Origin of the sequence: Bartonella sp. TP (genome assembly GCF_030406085.1) — a bacterium.
GTDB lineage: Bacteria > Pseudomonadota > Alphaproteobacteria > Rhizobiales > Rhizobiaceae > CALTWN01.
Map to the genome: position 1 here is coordinate 969,701 of NZ_CP129002.1, position 17,922 is coordinate 987,622.

17 protein-coding genes are annotated in these 17,922 nt (G+C 38.4%); 15 read left to right on the forward strand and 2 right to left on the reverse strand.

Features of this window, described 5'->3' with window-relative positions; translation table 11 throughout:
* Positions 1-37: 37 nt before the first annotated feature.
* From rpsE to alaS, 12 genes are all read left to right on the forward strand, one after another.
* Positions 38-583 (forward strand): 30S ribosomal protein S5, encoded by a 546-nt coding sequence (gene rpsE / locus QVL57_RS04770; protein ID WP_290076140.1) that lies wholly within the window; start codon positions 38-40, stop codon positions 581-583.
* A gap of 28 nt (positions 584-611) precedes the next feature.
* Entirely contained in the window at positions 612-809 is a 198-nt protein-coding gene (gene rpmD / locus QVL57_RS04775) for a 50S ribosomal protein L30 (protein ID WP_290076142.1), read from the forward strand.
* Between the two features lie 29 nt (positions 810-838).
* Positions 839-1,312 (forward strand): 50S ribosomal protein L15, encoded by a 474-nt coding sequence (gene rplO / locus QVL57_RS04780; RefSeq protein WP_290076144.1) that lies wholly within the window; start codon positions 839-841, stop codon positions 1,310-1,312.
* A 44-nt stretch (positions 1,313-1,356) separates the two neighbouring features.
* Positions 1,357-2,703 (forward strand): preprotein translocase subunit SecY, encoded by a 1,347-nt coding sequence (gene secY, locus QVL57_RS04785; protein ID WP_290076146.1) that lies wholly within the window; start codon positions 1,357-1,359, stop codon positions 2,701-2,703.
* Complete coding sequence (locus QVL57_RS04790) at positions 2,700-3,287, forward strand: adenylate kinase (protein WP_290076147.1); 588 nt, start codon at positions 2,700-2,702, stop codon at positions 3,285-3,287. Before secY ends, QVL57_RS04790 begins: the two co-directional genes overlap by 4 nt.
* Positions 3,288-3,380: 93 nt before the next feature.
* The gene (gene rpsM, locus QVL57_RS04795) at positions 3,381-3,749 is read left to right on the forward strand and encodes a 30S ribosomal protein S13 (protein WP_290076149.1); all 369 of its coding nucleotides are present in this window, start codon (positions 3,381-3,383) and stop codon (positions 3,747-3,749) included.
* Positions 3,750-3,816: 67 nt separating this feature from the next.
* On the forward strand, positions 3,817-4,206 hold the full coding sequence (gene rpsK, locus QVL57_RS04800) for a 30S ribosomal protein S11 (protein ID WP_290076151.1): 390 nt from the start codon (positions 3,817-3,819) through the stop codon (positions 4,204-4,206).
* Positions 4,207-4,289: 83 nt separating this feature from the next.
* Complete coding sequence (locus tag QVL57_RS04805) at positions 4,290-5,303, forward strand: DNA-directed RNA polymerase subunit alpha (RefSeq protein ID WP_290076153.1); 1,014 nt, start codon at positions 4,290-4,292, stop codon at positions 5,301-5,303.
* 32 nt (positions 5,304-5,335) lie between these two features.
* Positions 5,336-5,749 (forward strand): 50S ribosomal protein L17, encoded by a 414-nt coding sequence (gene rplQ, locus QVL57_RS04810; protein ID WP_290076155.1) that lies wholly within the window; start codon positions 5,336-5,338, stop codon positions 5,747-5,749.
* Positions 5,750-5,842: 93 nt separating this feature from the next.
* Positions 5,843-7,129 carry a replication-associated recombination protein A gene (locus QVL57_RS04815; RefSeq protein ID WP_290076157.1) on the forward strand — a complete coding sequence of 429 codons (1,287 nt, stop codon included), beginning with the start codon at positions 5,843-5,845 and terminating at the stop codon, positions 7,127-7,129.
* A gap of 101 nt (positions 7,130-7,230) precedes the next feature.
* A complete protein-coding gene (recA, locus tag QVL57_RS04820) occupies positions 7,231-8,277 on the forward strand; it encodes a recombinase RecA (RefSeq protein ID WP_290076158.1) in 1,047 nt (348 codons plus the stop codon).
* Between the two features lie 3 nt (positions 8,278-8,280).
* Entirely contained in the window at positions 8,281-10,935 is a 2,655-nt protein-coding gene (gene alaS, locus QVL57_RS04825; protein ID WP_290076159.1) for an alanine--tRNA ligase, read from the forward strand.
* A gap of 11 nt (positions 10,936-10,946) precedes the next feature.
* On the opposite strand, the gene QVL57_RS04830 is transcribed toward alaS, so the two are convergent.
* Positions 10,947-12,722 (reverse strand): glucan ABC transporter ATP-binding protein/ permease, encoded by a 1,776-nt coding sequence (locus tag QVL57_RS04830; RefSeq protein ID WP_290076161.1) that lies wholly within the window; start codon positions 12,720-12,722, stop codon positions 10,947-10,949.
* Between the two features lie 62 nt (positions 12,723-12,784).
* Between QVL57_RS04830 and QVL57_RS04835 the strand changes: the two genes are divergently transcribed.
* On the forward strand, positions 12,785-13,756 hold the full coding sequence (locus QVL57_RS04835; RefSeq protein ID WP_290076162.1) for an RluA family pseudouridine synthase: 972 nt from the start codon (positions 12,785-12,787) through the stop codon (positions 13,754-13,756).
* 2 nt (positions 13,757-13,758) lie between these two features.
* Positions 13,759-14,451: an ATP12 family protein gene (locus QVL57_RS04840; RefSeq protein WP_290076164.1), complete on the forward strand. Its 693-nt coding sequence runs from the start codon at positions 13,759-13,761 to the stop codon at positions 14,449-14,451.
* On the opposite strand, the gene uvrA is transcribed toward QVL57_RS04840, so the two are convergent.
* A complete protein-coding gene (gene uvrA / locus QVL57_RS04845) occupies positions 14,434-17,292 on the reverse strand; it encodes an excinuclease ABC subunit UvrA (RefSeq protein ID WP_290076166.1) in 2,859 nt (952 codons plus the stop codon). The genes QVL57_RS04840 and uvrA overlap by 18 nt on opposite strands.
* 166 nt (positions 17,293-17,458) lie before the next feature.
* Between uvrA and ssb the strand changes: the two genes are divergently transcribed.
* Positions 17,459-17,917, forward strand: a complete 459-nt coding sequence (gene ssb, locus QVL57_RS04850; protein WP_290076167.1) for a single-stranded DNA-binding protein — start codon at positions 17,459-17,461, stop codon at positions 17,915-17,917.
* Positions 17,918-17,922 lie beyond the last annotated feature (5 nt).

Here is a 17,922-nt window from a genome sequence, read left to right on the forward strand (position 1 = left end):
ATCGGAGTGCTTCCGGAAAAGAAAAAGGAATATAGGAATGGCACCAAAAGAACGAAATAATGATGAAAATCGAACTAATGCTTTTGTCGAACGTCTGGTTCATATCAATCGTGTAGCAAAAGTTGTTAAGGGTGGACGTAGGTTTGGTTTTGCTGCTCTTGTGGTGGTAGGGGATCAAAAAGGCAGAGTTGGTTTCGGGCATGGTAAGGCTCGTGAAGTTTCAGAGGCTGTTCGAAAAGCTACTGATGCAGCAAAGCGTGTTCTTATACGTGTTCCTTTGAATGCAGGTAGAACCTTGCATCATGACATAGAGGGCAGGCATGGAGCTGGTAAAGTTCTTTTACGTTCAGCTTCTGTTGGTACAGGAATTATAGCAGGTGGGCCTATGCGCGCAGTATTTGAAGCTGTAGGTGTACAAGATGTAGTTGCTAAATCTCTTGGGTCTTCTAATCCGTATAACATGGTTCGTGCAACTTTTGATGCTTTGCAAAAGCAAATACATCCGAGGACTATAGCTGCTCAAAGAGATTTGAAGTATGCAACTCTTCAAGCGCGACGTGGTCGTGTAAATGTAAGCGAATAAGTCGCTTTTGCTGTAAAAGGAATATGAAATGGTTAAGAAAGCCCCCTCTTCTAAAGGTTTGACAGTGAGACAAATTGGAAGTCCTATACGCCGCTCATCTAATCAACGCTCTACCTTAATTGGCCTGGGGTTGAATAAGTTAAATCGTGTACGTATTTTGGAAGATTCTCCGTCTATACGTGGAATGATTGCTAAAGTTAAACACTTAGTTTGTTTAGAAAGCTAAGTTATTAATTATATTTGGAGTAATTATTAATGAAATTGAATGAATTACGTGACTGTGAAGGTGCCATTACTGTCTCTAAGAGAGTTGGGCGCGGGATAGGTTCGGGCAAAGGTAAGACAGCTGGGCGGGGCGTAAAAGGCCAAAAATCTCGTTCTGGTGTTGCGATAAATGGTTTTGAGGGTGGTCAGATGCCTATTTATCGTCGTTTGCCAAAGCGAGGATTTAATAATATTTTTGCAAAGGAATTTAATATAATTTCTTTGGGACGTATACAGGCGGCTATTGATTCAAATAAAATCGATAGCTCTCAGGTGATTACCCAAGATTTACTTAAGCAAGCTGGGCTGATAAGTAAATTAAAGCAGGGCGTTAAGCTTTTGGCTGATGGCGAGCTTAAAACGAAATTAACTTTTGAGGTTTTTTCAGTTTCTAAAGTGGCGTTAAAAAAAGTTGAAAAAATTGGAGGGGTAGTTAAGATTTTAAAATTAGCCCCTTCTGCTTAATTTTAATGTTAAATTGAATTTTCTTATTTTTAAGGAGTTAATATATGGCTTCAGCTGTTGAGCAGCTTGCTTCTAATTTAGATTTTAAGGCTTTCTCTAAAGCAACGGAGTTAAAACAACGTATATTATTTACTCTTGTCGTATTGCTAGTTTTTCGCTTGGGTACTTATGTGCCTTTGCCTGGGATAAATACTGATGCTTTAAAAATGATGATGGCTCAGCATGCGAGCGGTATGTTGGGTATGTTTAATATGTTTGCTGGTGGTGCTGTCGGTCGTATGGCTGTTTTCGCTCTTGGAGTTATGCCGTATATTTCAGCATCAATTATTGTGCAGTTGTTGGTTACTGCCGTTCCTGCGTTAGAGAGTTTAAAAAATGAAGGGGAAGCAGGTCGCCGAACTATAGCCCAGTATACACGTTACGGCGCTTTAGTTTTAGCGATTTTCCAATCTTATGCTATAACTTTGGCTTTAGAAAGTGGGATGGGAACTAATTATCATCTGGTAATTGAACCCGGCTGGGGATTTAGATTTATCGCTATGGTTACTTTAATTGGTGGTACCATGCTGCTTATTTGGCTGGGTGAACAAATTACAAGTCGTGGAATAGGAAATGGGGCTTCTTTAATAATTTTTTCTGGAATTGTAGCCCAGTTGCCGTCTGCTTTTTTTAGTCTGTTGTCTGCTAATCGTTACGGTAATCTTTCATCTTTTGCTGTAGTTGGAATTATTTTATTAGTTTTTGCCGTAGTTTTTGCCGTAGTTTTTGCTGAAAGAGCGCAGAGAAGGCTTTTGATACAGTATCCTAAGCGGCAAATGGGAAATAGAATTTTTCAGGGAGAGTCTTCGCATTTACCATTAAAGTTAAATACTGCTGGTGTTATTCCTCCAATTTTTGCTTCTTCTTTATTAATGCTACCAGCAACTTTGACAAATTTTTCTTCACATATGCCACATTGGATACAGGGACTTGCTTATAATTTTGGTCGTGGCCAACCTTTATATATGATAAGCTTTGCTTTTTTAGTTATATTTTTTAGTTTTTTTTATACCTCTATTGTTTTTAATCCAGTTGATACAGCAGAACAATTAAAGAAACAATCCGGATTTATTCCAGGTTATCGTCCAGGCGCTCGTACTGCTGAATATATTGATTATGTGCTTACGCGTATAACAGTTATAGGATCTGTTTATATTGTTGCTATATGTCTTTTGCCGGAAGTTATCAGAATGCTTGTTCCTGTTATTCCTTTTCAACTTGGCGGAACCTCTTTGCTTATTGTTGTTAGCGTGACTTTAGATACGGTTGCACAAATACAGGGTTATTTGATGACTCATCAATATGAGGCGCTTATCAAAAAATCTAAGCTGAGGAAAGGTAAAAATCGGTGAGAAATTTTGTCTTTTTGGGACCGCCGGGCGCTGGAAAAGGAACACAGGCTAAAATTTTTTGTAATAAATATCATTTGAAGCATTTATCAACAGGGGATATGCTGAGAGAGGCTGTTAATCAAGAGACTGAGATAGGTATTATTGTCAAATCTCTTATGGCTGCTGGTGAGTTGGTAGATGATGAAACTGTGAACAGTCTTGTAGAAGAGGCTATAAAATCCTTGCCAGAATATCAAGGATTTATTTTAGATGGTTATCCCAGAACTGTTGAACAGGCTATCGTATTAAATTCTATTCTTTTAACTTATAATAAGCCTATAGATAAAGTTATAGGGTTTACTGTTAATGATACAATTTTATTAAAGCGAGTAAAGGCGCGTGCTAAGGCTGCGTCACAGCGCGGAAAATCTGTCAGAAGTGATGACAATCCCGAGACATTTGTTAAACGTTTGGCTGAATATAGAGAAAAAACTAAACCTCTTTTGGATTTTTACGATAACATTAATATATTAGAAAAAATTGATGCTATGGAAAAAATAGACATAGTTTCAGCACAAATAAATAATATTTTATTTACTAATTAAGATAGGGCATAATGTTATTTTTTAGTTGACAAAGGATGTATTTTTTGTAATTAAGGATTAGCGTGAATGTTATGATATATAAAGGAGACAAACGTGGCACGTATTGCTGGTGTTAATATTCCATCTGGAAAACGAGTAGTTATTGCTCTTCAGTACATTCATGGGATTGGACCAAAATTTGCACAAAAAATAGTAAACGAGGTAGGTTTATCATTAGACAAGCGTGTAAATGGTTTGTCTGATAGTGAAATTTTACGTATTCGTGAAATTATTGATCGTGATTATAAAGTCGAAGGTGATTTACGTCGTGAAGTTGCGATGAATATTAAGCGCTTAATGGATCTTGGTTGTTATCGTGGTTTAAGACACCGTCGTTCACTGCCTGTACGTGGGCAAAGAACGCATACTAATGCACGTACGCGTAAAGGTCCAGCTAAGGCGATTGCAGGCAAAAAGAAATAATTGCCTATTAATGATTATGATGTAGCTGCTGTGGTTCCGGCAGTGTAGATATCTTGAAAGGACAGGAATGGCAAAAGAATCTAGTAGAATTAAACGTAGAGAGAGAAAAAATATCTCTACGGGGGTGGTTCATATAAATTCAACTTTTAATAATACAATGATAACTATAACTGATGTTCAGGGAAATACTATAGCTTGGTCATCTGCAGGGGCGCATGGATTTAAAGGGTCGCGTAAATCTACCCCTTTCGCGGCACAGGTGGCCTCTGAAGATTGTGCTAAAAAAGCTCAAGAACATGGATTACGAACGGTTGAGGTTGAAATAGCAGGGCCTGGATCAGGTCGAGAGTCTGCTTTGCGGGCATTGCAATCTGTTGGTTTGGTTGTAACTTCTATACGTGATGTTACTCCAATAGCGCATAATGGTTGTCGTCCGCCAAAAAGGCGTCGTGTTTAAATTGGTTTAAAAAAGCTTGATAGCTTTTTTTGCTTATGTTAGCTACCACGAATGAATGGTGTTAGTGAAAATAGGAATTATAAATGTTTCAGAAAAATTGGCAAGAATTAATTAAGCCGAATAATGTTAAGATTAATCCGGGTAGTAAACCACATTTGGCTTTTGTTGTTGCGGAGCCATTAGAGCGTGGGTTTGGACTTACACTTGGTAATGCTTTGAGACGTGTTTTGTTGTCCTCGTTGCGAGGTGCTGCTATAACAGCCGTCCGTATCTCTGGCGTGTTGCATGAGTTTTCTACGATTTCTGGTGTGCGTGAGGATGTAACAGACATAATTTTAAATTTGAAAGAAGTGGCGTTTAAGCTTGGCGAAGATGGCGCTAAGCGTTTTGTTATTAACAAAACGGGCCCAGGGGTAGTTACTGCCGATGACATTCAGCTTTCTGGAGATGCAAAAATTTTAAATCCAGATCATGTGATTTGTACTCTTGACGAAGGCTCTGAAGTTAATATGGAACTTTATGTGCAAAAGGGTAAGGGGTATGTTCCGGCAGAAAAAAATAGCGATGAATCTTCACCTATAGGTTTGATTGCGGTAGATAGTCTATATTCTCCAGTCCGTAAAGTATCGTATAAGGTTGAAAATACACGAGAAGGTCAAGTATTGGATTATGATAAGCTAATTTTGTCTGTTGAGACGAATGGTGCCGTGAGTGTAGAGGATGCAGTAGCTTATGCTGCACGTATATTACAGGATCAGCTTTCCATATTTGTTAATTTCGTGGAGCCGCCAAAAGAAGGGGCTGCGGATTATGCCCGTGAAATTCCTTTTAATCCAGTTTTGTTAAAAAAAGTTGATGAGCTAGAGCTTTCTGTTCGTTCAGCCAATTGTTTGAAAAATGATAATATAGTATATATCGGTGATCTTATAATGAAAACTGAGTTTGATATGCTGCGTACGCCAAATTTTGGACGTAAATCATTAAATGAAATTAAGGAAGTATTGGCGAGTATGGGGTTGTATCTTGGTATGGAGGTACCTGGTTGGCCACCTGCTGATATAGAGGGGCTTGCTAAACAATATAATGAGAATTATTAATTTAATAATAGATAAAATTAAGGAGATAGCATATGCGTCACGGTAATTCAGGACGTAAATTAAATCGGACTGCTAGCCACCGTAAGGCAATGTTTGCCAATATGGCTGCCTCGCTGATTAAATACGAGCAAATCACTACAACTCTTCCTAAGGCAAAAGAGATACGTCCTATTTTGGAAAAGTTATTAACCCTTGGAAAAATAGGTTCTTTACATGCGCGTAGACAAGCTATCGCTGCTATAAAGGATGTTAAATTGGTTGCAAAATTATTTGATGTATTGGCTCCGCGTTACGCAGACCGTCATGGGGGTTATTTACGTATTATGAAAGCTGGCTTTCGTACGGGAGACAGTGCGCCTATGGCTGTTATAGAATTTGTAGATCGTGATATAAATGCAAAATTAGTTGATGTTAAACCTAAGGTCGACTTACCGGAATCAGCCTAATCGTTAGCTTGTTGTTTTTTTATAATTTATTTAACATCACTGTGATAATAGCAGTGGTGTTTTTCTGTTTTAGAGCTTTAAGAGTTTATCATAATGAATGATGGATCAAAAAGTGAACCTTTAGCAAATAAATTGCGTCCGCTTGATTTCAAAGAGGTTGCTGGACAACCTCATTTAACAGATAAAGATGGTTTATTTACACGGTTGTTGCAAGCTAACTCAATTGGATCCATGGTGTTTTGGGGGCCTCCGGGTAGTGGAAAAACTACAATTGCAAGAATATTGGCTAATAATATTGGTTATGATTTTATCCAATTGTCTGCCATATTTGCTGGCGTGGCTGATTTAAAAAAAATTTTTGCGGCAGCGCGCCAAAAAAAATGTGAGGGCCGTACTACTTTATTGTTTATTGACGAAATTCATAGATTTAACAGGGCCCAGCAAGATAGCCTTTTACCAGTTATAGAGGATGGTACTATTATATGTATTGGTGCTACCACACAAAATCCTTCTTTTGAACTTAACTCGGCTCTCTTGTCTCGAATGAGGATTGTAATTTTTCGGGCTCATGATATAGAAAGTCTGCGTATGCTGCTTCATAGAGCGGAGAGGTTGGAAGAAAAATCCTTACCGCTAGATCAAGTTGCTCGAGAATTATTGCTTAAGCTTGCCGATGGTGATGCACGTGTTTTATTAAGTTTTGCTGAAGAAATATGGCGTGTTGCTAAAGAAGAAGAAATTTTGGATGCTAATAAATTACAAAAACTGGTACAAAAAAAAGCCGTTATTTATGATAAGAATCAAGATGGACATTATAATTTAATCTCTGCTTTGCATAAATCAGTGCGTGGTAGCGATCCAGATGCTGCGTTATATTATTTTTCTCGTATGGTCGATGCGGGTGAGGATATGATGTTTTTAGCAAGGCGTTTTGTGCGTATGGCCGTAGAGGACATAGGGCTAGCTGACCCGCAAGCTTTATTAATTGCGAATGCAGCAAAAGATGCATATCATTTTTTAGGGTCGCCAGAGGGGGAGTTGGCGCTAGCTAATGCTTGTGTGTATCTTTCTACTGCTCCTAAATCTAACGCTGTTTATAAAGCATACAATAAAGCAATGCGAGATGCCGTTTCACGCGGGTCATTGATGCCGCCTAAATATATTTTAAATGCTCCAACTAAGTTGATGAAGAGTGAGAATTATGGGGTTGGCTATATTTATGATGGCGATGAACCGCATGGATTTTCTGGACAGGAGTATTTTCCTATAGAACTAGGGCATCAAATTTATTATCACCCTGTAGAACGTGGTTTTGAACGAGAAATTGCAAAGCGTCTTACTTGGTGGAATAAGTTGCGTGAGACTTTAAAAAGAACATGAATAGCAGTAGCTAACGTATTGAATTGCAATATTAAGTGGTGTAATATTTGTTAGGGCTTAAGTAATTTTTAAGCTTTTTAGTAAAGCAAAAGGATTTAAAAGTGGAAAAAGTAAAAGCTTTAGAAGCAGCATTATCGCAAATTGAACGCGCATTTGGTAAGGGTTCTATTATGCGGTTAGAGGCTGGAGCAAAGCTAGATGAAATAGAGGCTATTTCCAGTGGCTCTTTGTCGCTTGATATAGCGCTTGGCATTGGCGGGTTTCCGCGAGGCCGTGTGATAGAAATTTTCGGCCCAGAAAGTTCTGGTAAAACTACGTTGGCTTTACAAACTATCGCTCAAGCGCAGAAAAATGGTGGTTGCTGTGCTTTTATTGATGCTGAGCATGCTTTAGATCCAGTTTATGCAAGAAAATTGGGTGTTCAGTTAGATAATTTATATATTTCGCAGCCAGATACAGGTGAGCAGGCATTAGAAATTACAGACACTTTGGTGCGCTCAGGTAGTTTGGATGTTTTAGTAATAGATTCCGTTGCCGCTTTAACACCAAGGGCAGAAATTGAAGGAGAAATGGGAGATCAGTTACCAGGTTTGCAAGCAAGGTTAATGAGTCAGGCTTTGCGTAAACTTACTGCTTCTATTTCTCGCTCTAAATGCATGGTAATATTTATTAATCAGATGCGCATGAAGATAGGTGTGATGTTTGGCACACCTGATACTACTACTGGCGGCAATGCTTTGAAATTTTACTCTTCTGTTCGTATAGATATACGGCGTATTGGGGCGATAAAGGAGCGTGATGAGGTAATTGGTAATCAAACTAAGGTGAAAGTGGTAAAAAACAAGGTTGCCCCTCCATTTAAGCAAGTTGAATTCGACATATTGTATGGCGAAGGTATTTCTAAAGTTGGTGAATTAGTTGATTTAGGCGTAAAAGCCGGTATAGTAGAAAAATCTGGCGCTTGGTTTTCTTATAATTCGCAGCGTTTAGGACAAGGAAGAGAAAAGGCAAAGCAGTTTTTGCGTGAAAATCCTGTTATTGCTGATGAAATAGAAACTTCTTTACGGCGCAACGCAGGATTGATTGCTGATATCATCGCCGTACCAGCAGAGCCTGAATTTTTAGAAGAGCCACTTATAGAAGAATAGATTATGAAAACCGTAAATAATATAAGAGATAGCTTTTTTGGTTTTTTTCAACAAAATGGGCATAAGATTGTGCCTTCTAGCTCATTGGTTCCAGACAATGATGCTACTCTTATGTTTACCAATGCTGGTATGGTGCAGTTTAAAAATGTTTTTACTGGGTTAGAAAAACGCAATTATACAAAAGCCGTTACAGCGCAAAAATGTGTGCGTGCTGGAGGCAAACATAATGATTTAGATAATGTAGGTTATACAGCTCGGCATCATACTTTTTTTGAGATGCTGGGCAATTTTTCTTTTGGTGATTATTTTAAGGAAGAAGCTATAGTTTATGCCTGGGAGTTTTTAACGCAGGTTTTAGCCTTACCTAATGATAAGCTTCTTGTTACTGTTTATCATGACGATCTTGAAGCCAAAGCTTTATGGAAAAAGGTTGCCGGGTTTGCGGATGAAAAAATTATTTCTATAAAAACAAGTGATAATTTTTGGTCTATGGGTGATACAGGTCCGTGCGGACCGTGCTCAGAAATTTTTTATGACCATGGAGCACACATACGGGGTGGTCCACCTGGGAGCCCGGATGAAGATGGAGACCGTTTTGTTGAGATATGGAATTTGGTTTTTATGCAATATGACCAAATATCTGTTGAACAAAGAGTGTCTTTGCCAAAACCATCTATTGATACTGGAGCAGGAATTGAGCGGTTAGCGGCTGTTTTACAGGGCGTTTGCAATAATTATGATATTGATCTTTTTAAAAATTTGATAAGTGCGGTAGAGGACGTTTCTTCTATTAAGGCGATTGGAAAAAAAGCTGTTAGCCATAGGGTAATCGCGGATCATTTGCGGGCGATGGCGTTTTTGATTGCAGACGGAGTTTCGCCAAGCAATGAAGGGAGAGGCTATGTTTTGCGACGAATTATGCGCCGCGCTATGCGTCATGCTCACTTATTGGGGGCAAAGGAGCCCATGATTTGGCAGTTAGTTCCAGTCCTTGTGCAAGAAATGGGAGCGGCTTATACGCAGTTATCCATAGAGGAAAAAATAATACAAGAAACAATTAAGGATGAAGAAGAGCGATTTGGTAAAACGTTGCATCGTGGCTTAGAACTTTTGTCTCAAGAGATTTCTCTACTCAGTGCTGATCAAAAATTAAGTGGTGAAACAGCATTTAAATTATATGATACATATGGCTTTCCTTTAGATTTGACAATTGATATTTTAAGAGGCTCTAATCATCAATTAGAGCAAGCTAGCTTTGATAAAGCCATGCAAGAGCAACAAGCGCGAGCACGTGCTAATTGGGCTGGGTCGGGTGATATAGCTACCGATGCTATTTGGTTTAGCTTAAAAAATGAAATGGGTGACAGTAATTTTGTAGGTTATGAACAGGTCCAAAGTGAGGTGCAAATAAAAGCTATAGTAAAAGACATGGCTACTTTCTCAACTATTAAAGAAGGAGAGGTATGCTTTTTACTTTTAGATAAAACCCCTTTTTATGCAGAGTCTGGTGGTCAAATTGGAGATCGTGGCATTATTCAGGGGCGAGATTTTACTATAGAGATCTTAGACGTGCAAAAAAAATTAAATACTCTTTATGTTCATAAGGCAAAGGTAAAAAAAGGTGTAGTGAAAATAGGTGCTTTTGGTCAAGCCATAGTTGACAGAGCTTTACGAAAATTAATTAGCGCAAATCATTCAGCTACACACCTGCTGCATAAAGCGTTGCGACAAAGATTGGGCAATACAGTTACCCAAAAAGGTTCTAATGTTATGTGGGACCGCTTGCGGTTTGATTTTGCTTATAATAAAGCCCTTACAATGCAAGATTTGGCGATAATTGAGTTAGAGGTAAACCAGCAAATTATATTAAATAATCCTGTATTAATTTCTTTAATGTCTAAGGGTGAAGCTGTTGAAGCTGGAGCTATGGCTTTGTTTGGAGAAAAATATGGTGACCTAGTGCGATTAGTTTCAATGGGTTCACACGATATGGAAAATAAATTTTGGTCTATGGAGTTGTGTGGTGGGACGCACGTCAAGTTTACAGGAGACATTGGGGTTTTTAAGATTATTGCTCAAAGTTCCGTGTCGTCAGGTATACGCCGTATCGAAGCTGTTACTGGGCTGCAAGCGCTTAGTTATATAAATGAACGCCTGCAGCAATTGGATAACACAGCGAAGCTTTTAAAAACTACAATGCTTTCGGTTGTACCACGTGTAGAAAATTTATTAGATGAAGGCAAAAATTTGAAAAAACAAGTTGCTATAGCTACTGCTTTGCAAATCACTGATGGAGTAAATACAAGTCATATAGAGCAAATTGGTAATATAGAAATTCTTTTTGATATTTTGCAGAATATAGCAACCCGCGAGCTAAAGCCACTAGTTGATAAAGCAAGAAAAATTGTAAAAACTGGTATTATTGCTTTTATTACAGTGGATGAAGAAAATAAGGCCAGTGCTATTGTAGGTATTAGTAAAGATTTATTGGATTCTTATAATGCTGTAGATTTGGTTAAAATCTTAGCAAAAGAGCTCGGTGGTAAAAGTGGTGGTGGTCGCAAGGACTTAGCACAGGCAGGGGGGCATTTAGGTCAAAATGCGCAGCAAGCTTTGCATAGTCTAAAAGAATATTTACGAGTATCTTTAGACGTATAGAGTTTGAAAATTTAGGATACCCGTTCCAACGGCCTTTTGTTGGGTTCTGTACTGTCTATGGTAATTTCTGCGGCTTTGAGTAATTGCGCAAAACGACCTTTTTTTTCCGCTAACTCATTAAAGCTCCCTGATTCTATGATTCGTCCTTTTTCAATAAAAAATACGACATCGGCATTTTTTATAGTAGATAATCTATGAGCTATTATTATCGTAGTTCGATATTTACTTACCAGGTTAATAGCGTTTTTTACTCTATTTTCAGTTTCCATATCTAGTGCACTTGTTGCCTCGTCTAGAATTAAGATAGGTGCATTTTTTAATATAGCGCGAGCTATCGAAAGGCGTTGTCTTTCGCCGCCAGATAGTTGAGAGCCTTGTTCTCCAACCTTTGTGTTATACCCATATGTTTTGTTGCTTATAAACTCATGGGCACTTGCTTTTGCTGCCGCGTCAATTATTTCAGCATAGGAAGCGGTTTCACAGCCAATTTTTATATTATCTTTTATACTGCGGTTGAATAGTCCTGCTTCTTGAAACACCGTGGATAAATTGTTACGTAAAGAATCATTTTCTACGTCTTGTATATCTTGGTTATCTATCATAATTTTACCTTTGTCAGGTTGATAGATCTTTTGCAGTAAATTTATTATTGTAGTTTTTCCTGCGCCTGTAGGCCCTACGATGGCAGCTGTTTGGCCTGCCTCTATCTCAAACGAGATGTCAAAAACACCTTGATTAGATTCTTTGTGCTGAAAAGTGACATTATTAAATGTAATTTTGCCGCTGATATTACCCAATTTATTTTCTCCGCCTTTTGGATTAAAGGCGTTTGTTTCTTTTTCTATTTCAAAAAAACGATTCAATGGTTCTCTTGCAGCAATTGTAAGATTTATAAAAGCGCTGATTTGATCAAGTCTACTAATCATTAATTGTGCAAAGCCAACAAAAGCGACAACTTTTCCAACATTCATTTGCCCCTTGAGCACTAAAACTGCACCTAAAAATAAGACTACAACCATAGAAAGAGTTGAAGCCATGCGGTTCAGTCCGCTGGCAAGAGCCCACCAATTTAATACTGGAAATTGTGCTGCTAGTAAACTGTCAGCTTGCTGTACAAGGGTGTCGCTTTCGGCCTTAATACGATTGTAGCTTTGGACTACTTTTATATTTGTTATAACATCGCAAATATGGGAAAAAACGTTGTGATGATTTTTTTCTACTGCCTGCTGTCCGCTTTTTGTTTTTCGCATTATTAAGCGAGCAACCATTAGGTAAATAAAAGCTAAAACAGCCAATATACTGGAAAGGCGAAGGTCCATGGCCATAGCTGTGGGAATTAATATAAGTAAGGCCACAGCTGTAGATAAATGTTGACGCATAAAATCTAACCAAATGCTAGACATAGAGTCGCAAGCGCGGAGCATAATATGTAAGCAATTGGATGAACCTTTTTTTTGATGCCAGTCTATAGGCATGCTGATAATTTTAGTAAAGCTATTTACTAATAAGTCTATGCGGCATTTATGTGCTAGTCTGTCCGCGCTTCTTGCTACTAGTACATATGCTATAATATTAAATATGCCAAAGCCCATCCATAGGCCTATATTTGTAAACAAATCTTGTTTATCCGCGTTAGCAGAGATGCCGTAAATAACATGGCCAAATAATATAGGTTCAGCGATAGTAATAAGAGCTAGCACTATGTTTGCCATGCAGATTAATATTGCAGCTTTTTTCTCAGCGCCAAGATAAGACAACACTTTGAAATAGATTTTTAAAAGCTCCATATATAGCGCCCCTGAAAGTATTATGCTACCAATTTATCATAGTATTATGTTATATAGAAGTTATGACTATAATAAAAAATGTAAATATTGTATCGCAAGAAGAGCAAACAATGCGCCTTGACAGATGGTTTAAGATACACCATCCGCAATTAAGTTATGTTATGTTGCAAAAATTATTACGCAGTGGGCAGATAAGATTAGATGGTAAACGAGCAAAAGCAAATGTTAATTTAACAATTGGTCAAGAAATACGTGTGCCGCCCAATTTAATGCAAAACTTATTAGAATCACCTAAAATTTTAACTCTCAGCAAGGAGCAGGAGGCGCTGCGTAAAATGACCTTGTATGAGGATGAAAAATTGTTGGTATTAAATAAGCCATATGGTCTGGCTGTTCAAGGCGGCTCTGGTATAGAGCGGCATGTGGATTCTATGCTAGAAGCTTTGCGCAATAAAAAAGGTGAAAAGCCGCGGTTAGTACATAGGTTGGACAAAGATACGTCTGGTGTTTTGGTTGTGGCAAAAACGCGAAGTGCGGCAAGTTTTTTGGCAGCTGCTTTTAGAGGTCGTGAGGCAAAAAAAATCTATTGGAGTCTAGTTCGTGGTACACCGAAACCGCATGAAGGCAAGATTTCTACTTGGCTAGTTAAAGAGGCTACCGAGCATGGCGATAAGGTGCGAGTTTGTAAACATGGCCAAGTTGGAGCAGATCATGCTGTGTCGTATTACAAATTATTAGAAACGGCCGGGCAAAATTTAAGTTGGCTGGAAATGCAGCCATTTACTGGTCGTACGCATCAGCTGCGTGTACATGCAGCGTTTATTAATCATCCAATTATAGGGGACCCTAAATATTTCTGTGCTGATACTAATTGGTGTTTTCCTGGTGGAATTCAAAATCGGTTACACTTACATGCTAGGCGTTTAATTATGCCACATCCTAGTGGCGGAAAATTAGATGTAACAGCGGATTTACCTGCGCATATGGTACAAAGTTTTAATCTTTTAGGTTTTGATAAGACGGCTTTTGCATAATTATGAAGCGTTTTTATAAACTAGCAAAAGTAGATTTTAAAGATAAAGGCTATGCTGTTTTGCTAGATAATAAAATTGTAAAAACGCCTGCAGGTAATCAGCTTTTACTACCTTCTTTTCAGGTTGCGCAATTTATTGCAAAAGAATTTATGGCGCAAAATGATGTAATAATGCCTTCCTCTATGCCAGTAACACGTATTGCAAATACCGTGTTGGACGGTATAGTGAGTGACCCACAAGCAATTATAGAAGATATTTTGCGTATGGCAGCGCATGATTTATTATTTTATAGGGTTCAAGAGCCGCAGGCCTTGGCGAAACTCCAAGGAGAATGTTGGGATAACTTGTTAGATAAAATTTATGAATTAACTGGTGCGCATTTTAATCTTACCTATGAGCTTACACATATAGTGCAGCCTAGCGAATCAATAAAACTACTTGGGATGTTTCTTCGGCGTTTTAATACACCGTTTGCCCTTGGTGCGTTGCATGTTATGTCGAGTTTAATGAGTTCTGCGTTAATAGCTTTATTAATTTCTGCAAAGGAGTTATCATTGCATCAAGCATGGGAAGCCGCCAATATTGAGCAGAATTGGTGTATAGAATCTTGGGGTAGCGACGATGAAATTGTAAAAGCTAGATTGCAGGATTTTGAGCAAGTTAAGGCGGCCTATGACTTATTTCATGCGCTTTAAAATAGGGTTTAAAAATTTTCCGGTATATGATTCTTCTATTTTTACAATATCTTCTGGTTGACCAACCGCTATTATTTTACCGCCTCCGTCACCACCTTCTGGTCCAAAATCTATTACCCAGTCTGCTGTTTTGATTACTTCTAAATTATGCTCTATAACAACTACGCTATTACCTTTATCTACAAGATCTTGTAGTATGTCTAATAATTTTGCAATATCGTGAAAATGCAGTCCAGTTGTAGGTTCGTCTAATATGTATAATGTATTGCCTGTTGCCTTGCGGGAGAGCTCTTTGGCTAGCTTTACCCTTTGTGCTTCACCACCAGATAGAGTTGTTGCCTGCTGCCCAATTTTTACGTAGCCCAGTCCGACTTTTTGTAAAGTTAATAATTTATTATGTATGCTAGGCACAGCGGAAAAAAATTCTACTCCTTCTTCTATTGTCATATCCAAAATATCGGAGATGGATTTATCCCTGTATGTTACCTGCAGGGTTTCTCGGTTATAGCGTTTGCCAGCGCAAACATCGCAAGTAACGTAAATATCTGGTAAAAAATGCATTTCTATTTTAGTAACGCCATCGCCCTGGCAGGCCTCACACCTTCCTCCTTTGACATTAAAAGAAAATCTACCTGGGCCATAGCCTCGTGCTTTTGCCTCCGGCAAATTCGCAAACCAGTCGCGTATATAGGTGAATAAGCCTATATACGTAGCTGGATTAGATCGTGGTGTCCTGCCTATAGGCGCTTGGTCTATATCTATTACTTTGTCGATGTGTTCTAAGCCTGTCAGTTTATTATATGGGGCAGGTTGAGTACGCGCGCCCATAATTTCCTTGGATGCTGCTTTGAATAAGGTCTGTAACAATAGCGTAGACTTTCCTCCCCCGGAAACACCAGTGATGCAGGTAAATAAGCCAAGCGGTATGGTAGCTGTAACATTTTTTAAATTATTACCGGTTGCACCGGTAATTTGCAATACACGCTTTTTATTAATTTTTCGACGCTGTAAAGGCATTTTTATAGATAATTTGCCGCTTAAATATTGACCTGTTAACGAATTTGGATTTTGCATGATTTCTTGTGGGGTGCCTTTGGCTACTATCTTTCCGCCATGTACGCCAGCAGCAGGACCAATATCGATAATATAATCGCTAGAGAGCATTGCATCCTCGTCATGTTCAACAACTATAACGCTATTGCCTAAATCTCTGAGGTTGCGTAGAGTTTCAAGCAAGCGGTAGTTATCACGTTGATGTAAGCCTATGGAGGGTTCGTCTAAGATATATAATACGCCAGTAAGTCCCGAGCCAATTTGAGATGCTAATCTAATACGTTGGCTTTCTCCGCCCGATAATGTACCAGAATTGCGTGAAAGCGTTAGGTAGCTTAAGCCAACATTATTTAGAAAATTCAATCTTTCAATAATTTCTTTTAAAATTGGAGTAGCAATTGTGTTTTCTTTTTCTTCTAATTTTTTTGGTAATGATGTAAACCAATCGCTGGCTTTACTTATAGACATTTTGCTAATTTCACCGATATGGTTGCCTTCAATTTTTATAGCAAGTGATTCTGGTTTTAACCTATAGCCATGGCAATCCTCGCAAGCTAATTCAGTCATATATTTTTCTATGTCTTCGCGTACAAGGTTAGAGCTGGTTTCTTTCCAGCGTCTTAGCATATTTGGCAGTAGCCCTTTATAGCTTGCTAGATCTTTCTTTAAGTCCGCTGGAATGTCGTTGGCATGTAAAAAGATATTACGTGCTTCAACAGGAACTTCACGCCATTTAGTTTTAGTAGTAAATTGATAATAGCGAGCTAACTTGGTCATTATTTTTTCATAATAGTCAAATTGGGAGTTTTGTAACGGTACTATAGCGCCTTTATTTAGTGGCAAATCCATATCTGGTACTATTAGCTCTTCTGTTAGGGTTTTGGTAAAGCCAAGACCATTGCAATTTGGGCAAGCGCCATACGGGTTGTTAAAGGAAAAGATACGAGGTTCTATTTCGCTAATGGTAAAGCCAGAAACGGGGCATGCGAATTTTTCTGAAAATAATATGCGTTCGTGAGTATCATTTTTATTTTTCTGTACGCCAGTTGTATTGTTTGCTTTTTTGTCGGCTAACTCCGCTATTGCTAATCCGCCAGAAAGCTTTAAGCATGTTTCTAAACTATCGGCCATCCTTGCTGCTAAATCTGGGCGTAGGGCTATACGGTCAACTACTACATCTATATAATGCTTGTATTTTTTATCGATGTTAGGCAAGTCTGAGATTTCATAAAATTCTCCATCTAATTTTACGCGTTGAAATCCTTGTTTTTGTAGCTCGGCTAGTTCCTTTTTATATTCGCCTTTTCTCCCTTGTATTAATGGTGCTAGTAGATATAAGCGTGTACCATTTTCTAACTTTAATAATCGATCGACCATTTGGCTTATGGTTTGGCTTTTTATTGGCAGGCCAGTCGCTGGTGAGTATGGCACGCCTATACGCGCAAAAAGCAGCCGCATATAGTCATAAATTTCTGTTATGGTGCCAACAGTTGAGCGGGGATTTTTGCTAGTAGTTTTTTGCTCAATAGAGATGGCTGGAGATAAACCATCTAACCTGTCATAATCTGGTTTTTGCATCATTTCTAAAAATTGTCTAGCATAGGCAGAGAGGCTTTCAACATATCTTCGTTGCCCTTCAGCGTAGATAGTATCAAAAGCTAAGCTAGATTTGCCAGATCCGGAAAGCCCAGTGATTATCACTAGTTTATTACGCGGTATGTCTATATCTATATTTTTTAGATTATGTTCGCGTGCGCCGCGTAGGCAGATGAAGTCTTGCTTTGTCATAATAACCATAATTTAAGTAAATGCTAATTTTGAGCTGAGTATATATTATATATGGCATGTTTTAAATGCGCCCGCATATTTTTTCTTAATAATTTATTAATATCATTGAAGATAAAGAAGTTTATGGCTATAATCACGCCAGAAATGTTATTTTGGAGTTTTATGAATGGCTGGTAGTGTTAATAAAGTTATTTTAGTAGGCAATGTAGGCAATGTGCCAGAGGTACGCCGCACTAACTCTGGGGATCCTGTGGTGAGCTTGCGTATTGCTACCTCGGAAGCTTGGCGCGATCGCAATAGTGGTGAGCGCAAAGAAAGAACGGAATGGCATAATGTAGTGATTTTTAATGAAAATATTGCTAAGGTGGTTGAGCAGTATGTTAAAAAAGGCAATAAAATTTATGTAGAAGGTCAATTGCAGACGCGAAAATGGCAAGATAAGGATGGTAATGATAGATATACCACAGAAATTGTGTTGCAAAAATATCGTGGGGATTTGCATATGCTAGATGCCAAGACAGAGGGGCGTGGAATGACTAGTGATTATGAAACTTCTAATTCACCTACTTCAGAACAAAACAGCTCCCATTACCCCTCGGGATTAGAAGATGACATTCCATTTTAACCGAT